The following is a 17,576-nucleotide window of genomic DNA, read 5'->3' on the forward strand; positions in this document are numbered from 1 at the left end:
CGGACTTCAACGGCACCAAGCTGCTGGACGGTTCGTTCTCCAGCCAGCTGTTCCAAGTGGGCGCCAACGCCGGCCAGGCCATCGCCATCGACAAGGTGGTCAATGCGAAGGCCGACTCGCTGGGCGCTGCGACCTTCGCCACCGCCGGCAAGATTGAAGTGGACGGTGCAGACCTCGCCAGCGGCACCATTGGTGCGATGACCGTCGGTGGCGTGGCACTGGGCGACGTGAAGTTCGACTACGTGGCCGGCGCCGATGCCGCCAACCAAGCCAACGCCGTCAAGGCGATCACCGCGGCGATCAGCAGCAAGCTCGGTGAAACCGGCCTGCTGGCAACGCAGGCGGTGGATGCGACCGGCAAGGCGATCGATGGCGAAATCACCCTGACCTCGGTCAAGGCCGACGCCAAGCTGGCCGACCTGGCCGTGGCTGGCGCGGGCGCTTCGGTGGCTGGTGTGACCACCACCGACGTGACCGCCAACACCACCGCTTCGCACCTGTCCGATCTGAAGATCGACACCGTTGCTGGCGCCCAGCAGGCGCTGGAAATCGTCGACAAGGCGCTGGGTTCGATCAACAGCACCCGTGCCGACCTGGGTGCCGTGCAGAACCGCTTCACCTCGGTCGTCGCCAACCTGCAGACCTCCACCGAAAACCTGTCCGCGTCGCGCAGCCGCATCAAGGACACGGATTTCGCCAAGGAAACCGCAGAGCTGACCCGCACCCAGATCCTGCAGCAGGCCGGTACGGCCATGCTGGCCCAGGCCAACCAGGTGCCGCAGAACGTGCTCAGCCTGCTGCGCTGAGCCACGCGCCTACGCCGCCGGCACATCGCCGGCGGCGCGGGCAACCCCGAGCAGCAGCAAACCCATTGCAGGACCGGGCCATGTCCATGGACGCCGTGGCCATGGCCCGCCCCTGCGGCCGAACTGTTATCAGCGCTGTAAGTTTGACTGAACTCCCCGGGTGGCTTCGTCTCCCCCCGTATTTTTCAGTAGCCTGAGCCCTCCCCTGCATTGGGGGAGGGTTTTTTACAGACCCCCGGCCGGACCATGCTGCGTCCCGCCTGATCATCCCTGCAAAGGGCGTGCCATTCCTCCGCGCCCTGCCCGTGGCACAACTCCTGCATCGACACGGGTCTAAAGACCCTGCGGCTACGGCCGCTACATTCGTTGACAGACAGGAGAAACAGCGTGGCTGACTTTGGTTACGGCGGCATCGGTTCGGGGCTGGACATTTCCGGCATGGTGGCCAGCCTGGTCGCGGCCGACCGCAAGCCCGCGGACAACGCACTGAACCTGCAGCAGTCCAAGGCCAAGATGCAGCTCTCGGCCGTGGGCACCGTCAAGTCCGCGTTCGACGTGCTCAGCACGTCGCTGAAGGCGCTCAAGGCCTCCACGGCCTTCGACGCACGCCTGTTCAACGTGACCAAGAGCGGCACCGACGAGATCCTGACGGCCAGCGGCACCAACGATGCCGCCACCGGCACCCATGTGGTCAAGGTCGAGCAGCTGGCGACGGCCAACAAGTGGATCGCCGACACCGCCATTCCCAAGACCAAGACCTTCGGCGCCGGAACCCTGACGCTGGATGTCGGTGTGGGCGACAAGATGAAGTCGCTGGACATCCAGGTCGAAGCCGACGACACCCTGTCCTCGATCCGTACCAAGATCGACAAGGCCGCCCGCAGCCTGGGCGTACAGACCACCCTGATCGCCTCCGGCGACGACCAGTACCTGTCGCTGTCGCAGGAGAAGTCCGGCACCGCCAACGCGATCAAGCTGAGCGCCGGCAGCGGCAACGCCGACCTGACCGCGCTGGCCGCCAGCATGTCCGAGCGCACCCCGGCGGCCGACGCCAAGCTGACCATCGACGGCGTGGCCGTGGTCGCCAGTGAGAACACCGTCACCGACGTGGTCCCGGGCCTGACCCTGAACCTGAAGAAGGTCGGCGAGAGCAACGTCACCATCAGCAGCGACGTGGCTGCCGCGCGCAAGGTCATGCAGGACTTCGTGACCGCCTACAACGGCGCGCTCGCGGCGATCAACACGGCGACCAAGTACGACATCGAAAACAAGGAGCCGTCCTCGCTGACCGGCGACGCGCAGATGCGCGGTGCCGCCAGCCAGCTGCGCTCGATGATGAGTGGCGTGCTCAAGGACCTGGCCGCCAATGGCCTGGACCCCAAGACCCTGGGCCTGCAGACCCGCGCCTACCCGAATGCGGACGGCAGCCTGGTGCTCGACAACACCAAGTTCGAAGCGGCCCTGGTCAACCAGGCCGGCGCAGTGCGCCAGGCCTTCACCGGCGACGACGGTGCGGCCACCAAGCTGTTCAACATGGTCGACGGCTACACCAGCACCACGGTCGGCAAGGAAGGCGCGTTCGTTTCCCGCACCAAGAGCATCAATGCCACGCTGACCGACATCGACAAGCGCCGCAAGGCGCTCGACACGCGCATGGCCGGCGTCGAAGAACGCTACAAGAAGCAGTTCCTGGCGCTGGACGCCCTGATGGGCAAGCTCAGCCAGAGCAGCTCCGCGCTGAGCCAGCAGCTGAGCCAGCTGTCGGGTTGAGCGCGGACGCTCAAGTTGGGCGCGCGCGCGGCCGATATCGGTACCAACGTTGCAGGAGACATGATCCATGTACGGTTCCAACCGTCAATTCACCGAGCAGTACCGCAAGGTCGGCGTGCAGAGCTCGATCACCGATGCCGACCCGCACAAGCTGGTCGCGCTGCTGCTGTCCGGCGCGCTGGAACGCGTGCGCCTGGCCCAGGCCTGCCTGGAAGGCGGCGACCAGGCGCGCAAGGGCAAGGCGATCGGCGAGGTCTGCGCGATCGTGGGCCACCTCAACGGCTCGCTGGACCATGAAGCCGGTGGTGAAATCGCCGGCAATCTGTCCGCCCTGTACGATTACGTCATGCAGCGCCTGACCGAAGCCAACCTGCACAACGACCCCGAAGCCCTGCGCGAGTCGCTGGAGCTGCTGGGCGAGATCGATTCGGCCTGGAACGCGATTCCGCACGACCAGCGCCAGCCGGCCGCGGTCGCGCTGTGATGGACGGCGCGCTGTCGCTGGCCTGCCTCAATGCCGACCTCGATGCGGTGGAAGCAGCGCTGCGCGTGGACGACTACGCCGCCGCCGGGGTCTGCCTGGATGACCTGGACCGCCACCAGCAGGCCTGGCTGGCACAGCCGGGCGCGCTGGCCGACGTGGCCGGCCTGACCGCACTGGAAAGCCGCCAGCAGCGGCTGCTGCGGACGATGGCCAGCCAGCGCGACGAAGCCGCGCGCCACCTGCGCCAGAATGTTGCCGCCGGCCGCGTGGCGCGCGCCTACCTCACCGCAGAAGCCCTGTCATGAGCGACCAGCGCCCCAGCGACATCCATCATCCGGCCGAAAGCGAGCTGTTCGATGAAACGCTGAGCTGCGACCTGGCCCTGCCCGCCGAGTTCCGGCTGGGCAGCGCGGTGATCCGCCCGGGCAGCGCCGAGACCCTGCTGCGCAGCGTGGCCCTGGTCGAAGACGCGCGCGTCGACGACGGCCATGACGAGCGCGGCGACAGCGCCCAGCTGCAGCGGCTGGAGGCCAAGCTGGACCTGACCATGGTGCTGCTCGGCCGGCTGGTGCGGCAGAGCACCCAGGAACTGGACCTGCGCCCGCTGCGCTGGTCGCGCCGCGGCATCCGCCTGGAGCTGGGCACCCGCACCGGCGCGCCGACCGGCAGCCTGGGCGTGATCCGCCTGCAGCCCTGCGACTGGCTGCCCGACCACATCGACCTGCCGGTTTCCATCCTGGCCGAAGCCGCCAGCGGCGCCGGCTCCTGCTTCCTGTGGCTGCGCTTCCAGCCCATGAGCGAAACGCTGGAAATGGCCCTCGAACGCCACCTGTTCAGGCTGCACCGCCGCCAGGTCGCGGAAAGCCGGCGCAGCCGCTGAAGCCAACCGTTGGCCGCTCGACCTCCCGGTAGCGCCGGCCGTTGGCCGGCCCAGGCGGTCCTTGGTCATGCGAGGAGCCGGCGCGACCGAGTGGGTTGGGACCGCCTGGGCCGGCCAGCAGCCGGCGCTACCGCTTGGCTCCCGCCGCTGGGTCGGTTAATGTGAAGAACTTCTTGACCTTCACACCCTCCCTGCCCGTGCGCGTTCTCATCGTCGACGATCACACCCTGGTCCGCGCCGGCCTCAGTCGCCTGCTCCAGGGCTTTGCCGACGTGGACGTGGCCGCCGAGGCCAGCAACGCCGAGCAGGCCCTGCAGATGGCGCTGCTGCATTCGCCCGACGTGATCCTGATGGACCTCTCCCTGCCCGGCCGCACCGGGCTGGAAGCGCTGAGCGACATCCTGGTCCGCGCGCCCGGCACCCGCGTGGTAATGATGACCATGCACGACGACGCCGTGCACGTGCGCGACGCACTGGACCGCGGCGCGGTCGGCTTCGTGGTCAAGGACGCCGCCCCGCAGGAATTGGAACTGGCGCTGCGCGCCGCGCATGCCGGGCAGGTGTTCCTGAGCCCGCAGATCTCGGCCAAGATGCTGGCGCCCATGCTGGGCAAGGAAAAGCCGGTCGGCGTTGCCGCCCTCTCGCCGCGCCAGCGCGAGATCCTGCGCCAGATCGGCAAGGGCGAGAGCAACAAGGAAATCGCCGCCGACCTCGGCATCAGCGTCAAGACCGTAGAGACCCACCGGGCGCGCATGATGGAGTCGCTGGGCTGCCGCCGCGCCAACGACCTGCTGCTGCTCGCCGCCCGCCACCAGCACGAGCTCGAGTAGAGCGGGGCTCTGCCCCGCTGAGATGCGGGCGACCCGTCAGATCCCCGACACCCAACGGTCAGATGCAGCCCCAGTCGTCGGAATTTTGAATCGCAGACACACCGCCCGGCCACGCAGCGACAAGGCTTCCAGCGGCAACCAGCGTCAAAGAACTGGAATACGGTAGGGAATCTCCCTACAGGGTGTCGGGAACCTGACGACCTCGATCAGGAACCCCCTGATTTTCCCCTCAAGGGATCGGAAGCAAGATGTGTTCCATAACGCACCGGGGACACGGTGCGACGGGGATACACCGCAATGAAGCCGACCCTATCGACCCAGCTGGGCCAGCAGCTCCACCTCACGCCGCAACTGCTGCAGTCGATCCGACTGCTGCAGCTGGACGGCATGCAGCTGGAGCTGGAGATCCGCCGCGCCCTGGAAACCAATCCCCTGCTGGAGCTGGAAGAAGCCCCGGCGCAGGAAACGGCGACCACCAGCGAAGCCGGCACCACGGTGGAAGTGGCCGCCTTCGACGAACTGCCCGAACCGGCGATGGGGGACGTGGCCGGTGCCAGCTGGCACGACGGCGACGATGACCGCCTGCAGCGCATCGCCGCCGACGAGTCCAGCGACCCGCAGCTGCGCGCCCTGCAGCGCCTGTCGCTGGAACTGGACGCCCGCGAACTGGCGGTGGCCCGGTTCTGGCTGGAACACTGCGACGACGCCGGTTACCTGGACGCCCCGCTGGCCCAGCTGACCCTGCTGGCCAGCGCCCATTGCGATGTCGACGCCGCCGGGGTGGAAGCGGTGCGCCAGCAGATCCTGCACGGCGACCCGGCCGGGCTGGCCGCGCAGGACCTGCACGAATGCCTGTCGGTGCAGCTGCGCGCCCTGCACGGCCGCGTGCCGGCCCGCCACCTGGCCCAGCGCGTGCTGGACAACGGCCTGGAGGCGCTGGCCGCGCACGACTACCCCGCCCTCGCCCGCCAGCTCGACGCCGAGGTGGCCGACATCCACGAAGCGGTGCGCCTGATCCTGTCGCTGCAGCCGCGCCCGGGCGACAGCCTGCTGCCGGACAGCACCGGCGCGGTCATCCCCGACGTGGTCGCCTGGCACGCCGACGGCCAATGGCGCGTGGCCCTGAACCCGGCCACCAGCCGCCGCCTCAGCATCAACCCCACCTACGAGAACGCCCTGGCCGATGCCGGCGACAGCGCCCAGCCGCTGCGCGACATGCTGCAGGAAGCCCGCTGGCTGACCCGCGGGCTGTCGATGCGCTACGACACCCTGCTGCGCACCACCCGGGTCATCATCGAGCGCCAGGCCGGCTTCCTGACCCGCGGCGAAGAGGCTATGGCCCCGCTGACCCTGAAGGAAGTGGCCGACGCCATCGGCATGCACGAGTCCACCGTCTCGCGGATCACCACCGGCAAGTACCTGCAGACCCCGCGCGGCACCCTGGAGCTGAAGCACTTCTTCGCGGTGCGGCTGGAAGGCGCCAGCGTCTCCGGCCAGGCCGTGAAGGCCATGGTCCGCCGCCTGATCGACGCCGAACCGGCCGGCAAACCGCTGGCCGACGAAGCCATTGCGGGACTTCTGTCACGCCAGGGGGTGAATATTGCCCGTCGAACCGTTGCAAAATACCGCGAACAACTGGACATCGCGCCGGCCCGTGAACGCCGCCGGCACAGTGCCCGCACCCCGCTACTGGCCCGGGTGGGCTGAGGAAGTACAACCATGAACAAGCTCACCGTACTGCTGGTGGACGACCACGAAGGTTTCATCAACGCGGCCATGCGCCACTTCCGCAAGGTCGAGTGGCTGCACGTGGTCGGCAGTGCCGGCAACGGCCTGGAAGCCATCGAGCGTTCCGAAGCGCTGCGCCCGCAGGTGGTGCTGATGGACCTGGCCATGCCGGAAATGGGCGGGCTGCAGGCCACCCGGCTGATCAAGAGCCAGGACGACGCGCCGTACATCGTGATCGCCAGCCACTTCGATGACACCGAACACCGCGAGCACGCGCTGCGGGCCGGTGCCAACAACTTCGTCAGCAAGTTGTCCTACATCCAGGAGGTCATGCCGATTCTGGAAGGATTGAAGCCGGAGGCCACGCCATGAGCGAGTCGCGCATCCTGGTGCTGGACAACGACGCCGTGCGCGCCGAGCGCACCGTCAGCCTGCTGGAATTCATGGACTTCAATCCGCGCTGGGTCGCCGACCCGGCCGATTTCGACCACCGCCGCCACCGCGCCACCGACTGGATGGCGGTGATCATCGGCGGGCTGGAACCGGGCGAGCGCAGCGAAGCGCTGTTTGCCTGGGCCGGCCAAGGCGCGCTGCCGCCGCCGGTGATGCTGATCGACGGCGACCCCGGCGCGTTCGCGCAGCGCCATGGGCTGCATGAAGCCAACGTGTGGCCGCTGGAAGCGCCGCTGCGCCATGCGCAGATGGAAGCGCTGCTGCGCCGGGCCAGCCTGAAGCGGCTGGACGCCGAACACCAGGCCGGTGCCGTGCAGGAACAGGGCCCGACCGGCGACGGTGCGGCGGTAAGTGCGCTGCGCCAGATGATCGAGCAGGTCGCCGCGTTCGACACCACCGTGCTGGTGCTGGGCGAATCCGGTACCGGCAAGGAAGTGGTGTCGCGCTCGATCCACCAGCGCTCGCCGCGCCGCGACGGTCCGTTCGTCGCGATCAACTGCGGTGCGATTCCGGCCGACCTGCTGGAAAGCGAGCTGTTCGGTCATGAAAAGGGCGCCTTCACCGGTGCGCTCAGCGCGCGCAAGGGCCGTTTCGAAATGGCCGAAGGCGGCACCCTGCTGCTCGATGAAATCGGCGACATGAGCCTGCCGATGCAGGTCAAGCTGCTGCGCGTGCTGCAGGAGCGCAGCTTCGAGCGCGTCGGCGGCAACCAGACCATCCGCTGCAACGTGCGCGTGATCGCCGCGACCCACCGCGACCTGGAGTCGCGCATTGCCGACGGCAAGTTCCGCGAGGATCTGTTCTACCGCCTCAACGTGTTCCCGATCGAAGTGCCGGCCCTGCGCGAGCGCGCCGAAGATTTGCCCGCGCTGGTCACCACCATCGCCGGCCAGCTGGCCCGCACCGGACGTGGCGAAGTGCGTTTCAGCCCCGAGGCACTGCAGGCGCTGGCCGGGTACGAATGGCCGGGCAACGTGCGCGAGCTGACCAACCTGGTGGAGCGCCTGGCGGTGCTGCATCCGGGCGGCAGCGTGCGCGTGCAGGACCTGCCGGCCAAGTACCGCGGCGATTTCGCAGTGGCCGCACCGGTGGCGGTTGCTGCGCCGGAAGCCAACGGCGACGAGCGCCTGGACCTGCGTAGTTTCTCGTTCCACACCCCGACGACGGGCACCGCAGCCGCAGCGGCAAACCCGGCAGAACGCGCCCCCGCCCTGCCCGACGCAGGCCTGGACCTGCGCAACCACATGGCCAGCATCGAGTTGACGCTGATCAACGAAGCGCTGGAGCGCACGCAGGGCGTGGTCGCGCACGCCGCGCAGCTGCTCGGCCTGCGGCGCACCACGCTGGTGGAAAAATTGCGCAAGTACGGAATCGAACGCGACCAGGCGGAGCTGGCCGGCTAACGGAAACGAATGGGGATCACACGCGTAGCGACACGCCACGCGTGTCCTCGCGGTGCCGGCCCCATTCCGGGATCCAAACGCCCTTACGCCGCCGGAACGAAGAGCAGCCACGCAGGGCGTGGCTCTACCTTCACCTCGCCATGACGGCTCCGGGCATAGCGTCGCCCACAGCCGTGTGACGGGGCTTCAAAAACACGCTCCGGCTACGGGGAATCGGGGGATTCACGCAGAACGCCAAACCGGTGCATGACCGGCCAGGTGCGCTGCCACCCGAGGATCTCTGCCATGGATCGTTCCTGGTATCGCATTGCATTGCGTGGTGTTTCGCGCGCCTCCTTCGCCCGTTCGCTCGCCTTTGTTGGGGCCACGCTGTGCGTGTTCCTGTCGCTGAGCACTCCCGTTCTCGCCCAGACGGTCTGTACCCAGACCGGCGGCGCGGCACCTACCGCTACCGGCGCTGGCGCCTTTGCCTGCGGCGATGCAGCCAGCGCCGGCGGCGCCAACGCCACGGCTGTCGGTAACGGTGCAGCCGCTGGCGACCAGTTCGGCACCGCCGTAGGACGCAATTCCGGCGCAACCGGGTTCGCTTCGACCGCAATCGGATATAACGTCAAGGCAGTTGGCCGCGACAGTCAGGCAATCGGCGTCAACAGCAACGCTACCGAGGAAGGCACCCTTGCGATCGGCGTAGGTACTGACGCCACAGCACTGAATGCTCTGGCATTCGGCCAAGGTGCAAAGGCCTCGGGCGTAAGTTCCATCGCCCTCGGCGCCGGCGCAGTCGCTACCGAAGCCAACACCGTCTCGCTCGGCGTCGCAGGCTCCGAACGCCGCATCGTCAACCTCGCCGCCGGTACCGCAGACACCGACGGGGTCAACGTCAGCCAGCTGAAGCAATCGGCTGCCGACACCCTCGCCGCGGCCAACACCTACACCGACGAGCAGGCCGACGCGACGCTCGCCGAAGCCAACACCTACACCGACACGGTGGCCGGTGACACGTTGGTGGCAGCGAACCAGTACACCGACCAGCAGGTCAACCAGCTCAGCAGCCTGGCCGCCGGTGCCAACGATGCACTCGCCCAGTTCAAGGCACAAGCCGAAGACCGGTTCGCCGGGATCGATGAGCGCCTGAACGGCATGGACGACGCGTTGCGGGTGATGGACCGCCGGATCAGCCGCCAGGGCGCGATGGCCGCGGCGATGACGCAGAGCCTTGGCATGCCGGAGGTCGGCAGTAACTTCCTGGGTGCAGGCGTGGGCTGGTCCGAAGGCGAGAATGCCTTTGCCGCCAGTTTCCGTCGCCGCTTCACCGAGCACTTCACTGCGTCGGTAGGTGCGTCGCGCAGCGGTGACGAAAGCTCGGTTGCGGTCGGTGCTGGTGTGACCTGGTAACCGCGCTTTACCACCCATCCATACAGACGCCCGGATCCTCCGGGCGTCTTCACATCTGCCGCCGGCCAACGCGCCGGTTTCCCGACGCCGACGTTCCGTCGCGAGCGTGCGTCGTCCCGTCGCAGCGGAACTACGTCACACATTTCTCCGCGCCCCCCTTGCACCGCCGGCCTTCACGCACGGACATCACCACATCACTGAACCGCTCAGCCGTTTCGGCACGGGGCTTGCAACGTCATCACCCGAGATCCCCCAAAATCAGCCGGAACGTTCCAGATGTCACACTCCGTCACCTCGATTCTCTCCCAGATCCGCAGCTACCAGACCCAGGTCACCCAGCCGGTCGGCCCGCTGGAGACTCCGCAGACCAATGCGCTGCAGGGCCTGGCTGCCCCGCAGGACGTGCAGGGCGCGAGCTTCACCGACACCCTGCGCGGCGCCATTGCCGGCGTCAACGAAGCCCAGCAGAAGTCCGGCGCCCTCGCCCGCGCCTTCGAACTGGGCGAACCCGGCGCCGACCTGGCCAAGGTCATGGTCGCCTCCCAGCAGTCCCAGATCGCCTTCCGCGCCACCGTGGAAGTCCGCAACCGTCTCGTCCAGGCTTACCAGGACGTGATGAACATGCCGCTGTAAGGATAGAACCGCATGGCCCTGTCGCTCACCAAGGAATCCCTGAACGCCGAAAAGGCGGGCCAGTGGTTCGACCGGCTGCAAAGCCTGCAGATCACCCGTCGGCTTGGCCTGATGGCCATGATCGCCGTGGCCGTTGCGGCAGGCCTGTTCGTGTTCTTCTGGTCGCAGAAGCCCGGCATGGTGCCGCTGTACACCGGCCTGGACCAGAAGGCCACCGCCGAAGCGACCGACCTGCTGCGCGCCGCACAGCTTCCGTTCGAACTGGACGCCGCCACCGGCGGCATCACCGTGCCGGAAAAGAACCTGCACGACGCGCGCCTGAAACTGGCCGGCTCCGGCCTGACCGACAGCGGCCGCCTCGGTTTCGAGCTCATGGAGCGGGACCCCGGCTTCGGCGTCAGCCAGTTCATGGAAAACGCCCGCTACCAGCACTCGCTGGAAACCGAGCTGTCGCGCACCATCAACACCCTGCGTCCGGTGCGCGACTCGCGCGTGCACCTGGCCATTCCCAAGCCCAGCGCCTTCACCCGCCAGCGCGACGTGGCCAGCGCCTCGGTGGTGCTGGAACTGCGCGGTGGCCAGCAGCTCGAGCGCGGCCAGATCGACGCCATCGTGCACATGGTCGCGGCCAGCATTCCCGACCTGACTGCCGAGCGCGTCACCGTGGTTGACCAGAGCGGGCGCATGCTCAGCGTGTCCGACCCGAACAGCGAAGCGGCGGTCAATGCCGCCCAGTTCGACCAGGTGCGCCGCCAGGAAACCTCGTTCAACCAGCGCATCCGCGAACTGCTCGAGCCGATGACCGGCCCGGGCCGGGTCAACCCGGAAGTCAGCGTGGACATGGACTTCTCGGTCACCGAAGAAGCGCGTGAGCTGTACAACGGCGAGCCGCAGAAGCTGCGCAGCGAGCAGACCAGCGAAAACAGCACCAGCACCCCGGGCCCGCAGGGCGTACCGGGTGCGGCCAGCAACACCCCGCCCGGCCCGGCTGCCGCCCCAGCGACCGCGGCCACGCCGACCGAAACCGCGCGCAACGCCACCCGCAACTACGAGCTGGACCGCACCCTGCAGCACACCCGCCAGCCGGCCGGCCGCATCAAGCGCGTCTCGGTCGCGGTGCTGCTGGACAACGTGCCGCGCCCGGGTGCCAACGGCAAGACCACCGAACAGCCGCTCTCGGCCGCCGAACTCACCCGCGTGGAAGCGCTGGTCAAGCAGGCGGTGGGCTTCAACGCCGAACGTGGCGACACCGTGTCGGTGATGAACGCCCCGTTCGTGCGCGAAACCACGCCGATCGAAGCCCCGAACTGGTGGGAACTGCCGTACGTGCAGGACGGCCTGCGCCTGCTGCTCGGCGCCATCGTGGTGCTGGCGCTGGTGTTCGGCGTGCTGCGCCCGGCGCTGCGCTCGATCACCGGCACCCCGAAGAAGCTGGCCAACGAGGGCAGCCTGGAACCGCACAGCGCCGACGTGCAGCTGGTGGACGACGGCGAAGGCCTGCCGGCGCTGGGCGCCGACCGGGTACATCTCTCCGGACAGGAGCCGCTGGCCCTGCCGGTGGACTCCTACGAGGAACGACTGCGCATGGCGCGTGAAGCTGTAAAGACCGATTCCAAGCGCGTGGCCCAGGTGGTGAAGGGGTGGGTGGCCAATGACTGATACCACCGTCCCGGCCCCGCTCAGCGGCGTGCAGCGCGCCGCCGTGCTGCTGCTCTCGCTCGGCGAAGTGGAAGCGGCCGACGTGCTGCGCCACATGGAACCGAAGGAAGTGCAGAAGATCGGCATCGCCATGGCCACCATGAGCGACATCACCCGCGAGCAGGTCGAGCGGGTGATGGACCAGTTCAACACCGAACTGGGCTCCAAGACCTCGCTGGGCGTCGGCTCGGACGACTACATCCGCAACATGCTGGTGCAGGCCCTGGGCAGCGAGAAGGCCGGCAACCTGATCGACCGCATCCTGCTCGGCCGCAACACCACCGGGCTGGACGCGCTGAAGTGGATGGACCCGCGTGCGGTGGCCGACCTGGTCCGCAACGAACACCCGCAGATCATCGCGATCGTGATGGCCCACCTGGAAACCGACCAGGCCGCCGACGCGCTCAAGCTGCTGCCCGAACGCACCCGGGTCGACGTGCTGCTGCGCATCGCCACGCTCGACGGCATTCCGCCGAACGCGCTGAACGAACTCAACGAAATCATGGAGCGCCAGTTCGCCGGCAACCAGAACCTGAAGTCGTCCAACATCGGCGGCGTGCAGTGCGCGGCCAACATCCTGAACTTCATGGACAGCGGCCAGGACCAGGCGATCCTCGGCGAGATCTCCCGCATCGACGCCCCGCTCAGCGCGCGCATCCAGGAAAAGATGTTCGTGTTCGATGACCTGATCGACCTGGAAGACCGCGAACTGCAGCTGGTACTGCGCGAAGTCAGCGGCGAACGCCTGGGCCTGGCCCTGCGCGGCGCCGACATTAAGGTCCGCGACAAGATCACCCGCAACATGTCCCAGCGCGCGGCCGAAATCCTGCTCGAAGACATGGAAGCGCGCGGTCCGGTGCGCCTGTCCGACGTGGAAGCGGCGCAGCGCGAGATCCTGGCCATCGTCAAGCGCATGGCCGATGAAGGCACCGTCACACTGGGCGGCAACGCGGAGGCCATGCTGTGAACAACGCCGTACGCTGGCTCGCCCCGGACCTGCTGGCCGATCCGTCCGCCGTGCAGGAAGAACAGTTCGACGACCAGGCCATCGAGCTCGAGCACGACCCCGAACCGCTGCTGCAGCTGCCCACCCTGGAGGAAATCCAGGCGATCCAGGACGCCGCGCAGAAGGACGGCTTCGACCAGGGCCATGCCGACGGCCACGCCCAGGGCCAGGCCGAAGTGCGCCGCCTGATTGCGCAGATCGAAGGCATCCTGGACAACTTCAGCCGGCCGCTGGTGCGCCTGGAAAACGAAGTGGTGGCCGCGCTCGGCGAACTGGCGGTGCGCGTTGCCGGCACCTTGGTCGGCCGCGCCTACGAGGCTGATCCGTCGTTGCTCGCGCAGCTGGTCGGTGAAGCGGTCGACGCCGTGGGTGGTGCCAACCGCGAGGTGGAAGTGCGCCTGCACCCCGACGACATCGCCGCCCTGGCCCCGCTGCTGACTCTCTCGCCCAACCAGCGGCTGAGCCCGGACCTGAGCCTGAGCCGCGGCGACCTGCGCGTGCACGCCGAAGCCGTGCGCATCGACGGCACCCTGGAAGCGCGCCTGCGTGGCGCGCTGGACGCGGTGCTGCGCAAATCCGGAGCCAGCGCATGAACACCGAACCGCTCCCCGCCCCCGCCGCCGACTGGGCGGCCGCGCGCAACCTGCGCCTGGCCGCGCGCCTGGACGGCATCCAGCCCGACGGCGCGCATGGCCGTGGCCTGATCCGCGAAGGCGTGCTGCGCCGCGCGGTCGGCCTGACCCTGGAAGCGGTCGGCTGCGAATCGCCGATGGGCGCCAGCTGCAAGGTCGAAGTCGCCGACGGCGGCTGGGTCGACGCTGAAGTGGTCGGCTTCGCCGGCGAACGCACCTACCTGATGCCCAGCGCCGAACTGCACGGCCTGCTGCCCAACGCGCGCGTGGTGCCCTCGCTGGGCCGTGGCGGCGTGGAAGTGGGCGAAGGCCTGCTCGGCCGCGTCATCGACAGCGACGGCGTACCGCTGGACGGCAAGGGCCCGATCCGCGCCGAGGGCACCGTCGGCATGGCCGGCGTGGCCATCAACCCGCTCGCCCGCGAACCGATCACCCAGCCGCTGGACGTCGGCGTGCGTGCCATCAACGCCTTGCTGCCGATCGGCCGCGGCCAGCGTGTCGGCCTGTTCGCAGGCTCGGGTGTCGGTAAATCGACCCTGCTCGGCATGATGACCCGCTATACCGCCGCCGACGTCATCGTGGTCGGCCTGATCGGCGAACGTGGCCGCGAAGTGCGCGACTTCGTCGAAAGCACCCTGGGCGAAGAAGGCCTGCGCCGCGCCGTGGTCGTGGCCAGCCCCGCCGACCGCCCGCCGCTGGCCCGCCTGCACGGCGCCTACCGCGCCACCGCCATCGCCGAATGGTTCCGCGACCAGGGCCTGAACGTGCTCCTGCTGATGGACTCGCTGACCCGCTTCGCCCAGGCCCAGCGCGAGATCGGCCTGTCGGTCGGCGAACCGCCCACCACCCGCGGCTACCCGCCGTCGGTATTCGCCAAGCTGCCGGCGCTGGTCGAACGCGCCGGCAACGGCGCCAAGGGACGCGGTTCGATCACCGCCTTCTACACCGTGCTGACCGAAGGCGACGACCCGCAGGACCCCATCGCCGACGCCGCGCGCGCCATCCTCGACGGCCACATCCTGCTCTCGCGCCGGGTTGCCGACAGCGGCCTGTACCCGGCCATCGACGTCGAATCCTCGGTCAGCCGCGTGGTCACCGAAATCGCCGACGAACCGTGGCGCCTGCGCATCCGCAAGCTCAAGCGCCTGGTCTCGGCCTACTCCAGCAACCGCGACCTGATCGCCATCGGCGCGTACCAGCGCGGCAACGATCCGGCCACCGACGAAGCGCTGGAACGCTGGTCGGACATCGTCGATTTCCTCGGCCAGGACGTCGGCAAGGCCGCCGACCTGCCGCACAGCCAGGCCGCGCTCAAGCGCCTGGTGGAACCTGAGGGCTAAGCCATGCAATCCAAGCGCATCGATCCCCTGCTCAAGCGGGCCCAGGACCACGAAGACGAAGTCGCCCGCGACCTCGCCGAGCGCCAGCGCGTGCTCGACACCCACCTCTCGCGCCTGGACGAACTGCGTCGCTATGCCGAGGAGTACGCCAACGCCCAGATGGCCGCCACCAGCCCGGCCCAGCTGCTCAACCGCCGCGCCTTCCTCGACCGCCTCGACACCGCCGTCGCCCAGCAGCGCCAGACCGTCGACAACAACCGCGAAAAGGTCGAAGCCGAACGCGCCCGCCTGATCCTCGCCAGCCGCGACAAGGCCGTGCTCGAACAGCTCGCCGCCAGCTACCGCGCCCAGGAAAAAGTCCTGGTCGACCGCCGCGACCAGCGCGAAATGGACGACATCGGCGCCCGCCGCAGCCGCGCCGCCCGCGCTGAAGACACCGACTCCGGGGAGACCGCGTGATGACCCCCACCTTCCTCGGCAGCAGCGCCAGCGCCACCGGCAGCACTGCCACCACCGGCAGCGCCCCGCGCAACACCACCAACGGCAGCGACCGCCGGGACTTTGACGCCCTGCTCAACGCCGAACCCGCCCGCAAACCGACCCCCGCCAAGGCCGACAGCAAGCAGGCAAAGCCCGAGGGCACTGCAAAGCAGCCCGGCCAGGACACCGCCACGAATGCCACGGACGACGCCTCGCGCCGTCCCGGCAGCACCGCGCCCGGCGACCGCACCGATCCCACCACGTCCACCCCTTCGGCCGCCAGCGAAACGCCCGCCACCCCCGAACCCCCCGACGACACCGACACCGCCCCCTGGCCCCCGCTGGGCCTGGCCGGCCTCGCGCTGGCCGGCCCGGAAGCCGTCACCGTCCAGGCCGCCCCCGCCGCCAACGCCGAGAGTGCCGCCAAGGCCGACCCCGTGCTGACCGGCCTGCCCAGCGCCGCGCCCCTCACCGCCGCCCCCGCACTGACCGCAGCCACCGCCGCCCCAGCAGACAATGCAGCCGGCCCGATCGCCCTGCCGCTCGACGCCAGCGCCAGCGAAGACACCCCGCTCCCCGACGAATTGGCCGACGCCATCGCCTCTGCCACCTCCAGCGACGCCGACGCCCCCACCACCACCCCACTCCTCCACGCCCTGCACGCCGCCGCCGAACTCAAGGCCAACGCCACCAACGCCCCCTTCGCGGCCGAGCCCACCGCCACCCCGCATGTCGGCGGCGACGACTTCGACGACGCCCTCAGCGCCCGGATCGGCTGGCTCGCCGACCAGAAGATCGGCCACGCCACCATCAAAGTCACCCCCCACGACCTCGGCCTGATCGAAGTCCGCCTGCAGATGGACGGCGACAAGGTCCACGCCACCTTCAGCAGCGCACATGCGGATGTGAGGCACGCCCTCGAATCCAGCATTCCGCGCCTTCGCGAAATGTTGAACGAACAGGGATTCCAGTTGGGCAATGCCGATGTCGGGCAGCAGCACACCGCCCAGGATGGAAAGGCCGGTGGTGGGCAGAATGGACAAGGCGTCAACGACAGCGAGATGGCAGTCACGGAAACCATCGTCTCCCCTGCGCAGTTGATGCGGCAGAGAGGGTTGGTCGACGCGTACGCGTAAAGCCGCGTTTCGATCAGGGTCCATGCGTAAAAGAGCCGATCATCGTTATCGGCGGTCGTTTGGGAACCGACCCTACCGCCGGAATTGCACCGGGCGACGAACCCGCTCTCCCCACCGTCACCCGTACGGTTTCAGGGGTGGGTCGGTATGGGTTTGTGGGGGAATGAGCGGCATGGATGCCGCGACTTAGCCTCCATGGACGGATTTACGGCGTCCCCCACAAACCCATACCGACCCGCCCAACCAGGCGGAACCGCAGAGCCGACGCCGTTGCCGTTGCCGTTGACGTTGACCTTCACGTCAATTTCCCGGCAACAGAAGCCCGCCGCACTTCGGCACACCACTTGCATGTAGCCAGGAAGCAATCCAATGGAGCTTCCCAGTGGCCGCAGCCGCCGACAAAACCAAGAAATCCGCCGACAAGGACAAGGCCGCCAAGCCGCGCAGCCCGCTCCTGATCACGGCCCTCATTGCCGTGGTGGCCGCTGGCGCCGCCGGTGGCGGCGTCTGGTATTTCACCCAGTCCCATGACGACAAGGCCCCGGCCAAAGCCGAAAAGGCCAAGTCCGCCGTGCCCGCGCCTGCCCAGTACTTCGGCCTCGAACCCCCGTTCGTCGTCAACCTCAGCAGCAGCTTCGACGGCCCCCGCTACCTCCAGGTCGAAGTCCAGCTCATGACCCGCGACCCCGCCGCCCTCGAAGCCATCAAGCTTCACGCACCGGCCATCCGCGCCAAGCTGCTCATGCTCTTCTCCCAGGTCGAACCCGCCCAGATCGCCGACCGTGCCGGCAAGGAAAAGCTCCAGGCCGACTCCCTCGCCGAAGTCCAGAAGCTCCTCAAGGCCGAAACCGGCAACAAGGGCGCCGACGAACTGCTGTTCACCAGCTTCGTCACCCAGTAAG

General features: G+C 68.5%; 18 protein-coding genes. All 18 read left to right on the forward strand.

What is annotated here, in order from left to right:
• Positions 1–806: flagellin (locus C2U58_RS08545; RefSeq protein WP_102945476.1), on the forward strand; the 806-nt coding region annotated here is incomplete at its 5' end.
• 387 nt (positions 807–1,193) lie between these two features.
• On the forward strand, positions 1,194–2,576 hold the full coding sequence (gene fliD, locus C2U58_RS08550; RefSeq protein WP_102945477.1) for a flagellar filament capping protein FliD: 1,383 nt from the start codon (positions 1,194–1,196) through the stop codon (positions 2,574–2,576).
• 67 nt (positions 2,577–2,643) lie between these two features.
• Positions 2,644–3,060, forward strand: coding sequence for a flagellar export chaperone FliS (gene fliS, locus C2U58_RS08555; RefSeq protein ID WP_070209330.1), 417 nt, complete (start codon positions 2,644–2,646; stop codon positions 3,058–3,060).
• Positions 3,060–3,365 (forward strand): hypothetical protein, encoded by a 306-nt coding sequence (locus tag C2U58_RS08560; RefSeq protein ID WP_146033440.1) that lies wholly within the window; start codon positions 3,060–3,062, stop codon positions 3,363–3,365. The genes fliS and C2U58_RS08560 overlap by 1 nt, the downstream gene beginning before the upstream one ends.
• Positions 3,362–3,940, forward strand: coding sequence for a PilZ domain-containing protein (locus C2U58_RS08565; protein WP_102945479.1), 579 nt, complete (start codon positions 3,362–3,364; stop codon positions 3,938–3,940). Before C2U58_RS08560 ends, C2U58_RS08565 begins: the two co-directional genes overlap by 4 nt.
• A 197-nt stretch (positions 3,941–4,137) precedes the next feature.
• Positions 4,138–4,770: a response regulator transcription factor gene (locus C2U58_RS08570; protein ID WP_102945480.1), complete on the forward strand. Its 633-nt coding sequence runs from the start codon at positions 4,138–4,140 to the stop codon at positions 4,768–4,770.
• 297 nt (positions 4,771–5,067) lie between these two features.
• Entirely contained in the window at positions 5,068–6,477 is a 1,410-nt protein-coding gene (gene rpoN, locus C2U58_RS08575; RefSeq protein WP_102945481.1) for an RNA polymerase factor sigma-54, read from the forward strand.
• 12 nt (positions 6,478–6,489) lie between these two features.
• A complete protein-coding gene (locus C2U58_RS08580; protein WP_102945482.1) occupies positions 6,490–6,870 on the forward strand; it encodes a response regulator transcription factor in 381 nt (126 codons plus the stop codon).
• Entirely contained in the window at positions 6,867–8,354 is a 1,488-nt protein-coding gene (locus C2U58_RS08585; RefSeq protein ID WP_102945483.1) for a sigma-54 dependent transcriptional regulator, read from the forward strand. Before C2U58_RS08580 ends, C2U58_RS08585 begins: the two co-directional genes overlap by 4 nt.
• Positions 8,355–8,639: 285 nt before the next feature.
• A complete protein-coding gene (locus C2U58_RS08590) occupies positions 8,640–9,749 on the forward strand; it encodes a YadA-like family protein (protein WP_172448113.1) in 1,110 nt (369 codons plus the stop codon).
• A gap of 276 nt (positions 9,750–10,025) precedes the next feature.
• On the forward strand, positions 10,026–10,382 hold the full coding sequence (fliE, locus tag C2U58_RS08595) for a flagellar hook-basal body complex protein FliE (RefSeq protein ID WP_102945485.1): 357 nt from the start codon (positions 10,026–10,028) through the stop codon (positions 10,380–10,382).
• A gap of 12 nt (positions 10,383–10,394) precedes the next feature.
• A complete protein-coding gene (gene fliF / locus C2U58_RS08600) occupies positions 10,395–12,041 on the forward strand; it encodes a flagellar basal-body MS-ring/collar protein FliF (protein WP_102945486.1) in 1,647 nt (548 codons plus the stop codon).
• Positions 12,034–13,047, forward strand: a complete 1,014-nt coding sequence (fliG, locus tag C2U58_RS08605) for a flagellar motor switch protein FliG (RefSeq protein WP_102945487.1) — start codon at positions 12,034–12,036, stop codon at positions 13,045–13,047. The genes fliF and fliG overlap by 8 nt, the downstream gene beginning before the upstream one ends.
• On the forward strand, positions 13,044–13,679 hold the full coding sequence (locus C2U58_RS08610; protein ID WP_102945488.1) for a FliH/SctL family protein: 636 nt from the start codon (positions 13,044–13,046) through the stop codon (positions 13,677–13,679). The genes fliG and C2U58_RS08610 overlap by 4 nt, the downstream gene beginning before the upstream one ends.
• Positions 13,676–15,058: a FliI/YscN family ATPase gene (locus tag C2U58_RS08615; RefSeq protein WP_102945489.1), complete on the forward strand. Its 1,383-nt coding sequence runs from the start codon at positions 13,676–13,678 to the stop codon at positions 15,056–15,058. The genes C2U58_RS08610 and C2U58_RS08615 overlap by 4 nt, the downstream gene beginning before the upstream one ends.
• Positions 15,059–15,061: 3 nt before the next feature.
• Positions 15,062–15,517, forward strand: a complete 456-nt coding sequence (fliJ, locus tag C2U58_RS08620) for a flagellar export protein FliJ (protein WP_070207910.1) — start codon at positions 15,062–15,064, stop codon at positions 15,515–15,517.
• Positions 15,517–16,674, forward strand: a complete 1,158-nt coding sequence (locus C2U58_RS08625) for a flagellar hook-length control protein FliK (protein WP_102945490.1) — start codon at positions 15,517–15,519, stop codon at positions 16,672–16,674. The genes fliJ and C2U58_RS08625 overlap by 1 nt, the downstream gene beginning before the upstream one ends.
• A 382-nt stretch (positions 16,675–17,056) precedes the next feature.
• Positions 17,057–17,575: a flagellar basal body-associated FliL family protein gene (locus C2U58_RS08630; protein ID WP_102945491.1), complete on the forward strand. Its 519-nt coding sequence runs from the start codon at positions 17,057–17,059 to the stop codon at positions 17,573–17,575.
• Position 17,576: the final 1 nt, after the last annotated feature.

It is taken from the genome of Stenotrophomonas sp. VV52 (assembly GCF_002893095.1).
Taxonomy (GTDB): Bacteria; Pseudomonadota; Gammaproteobacteria; order Xanthomonadales; family Xanthomonadaceae; genus Stenotrophomonas; species Stenotrophomonas aracearum.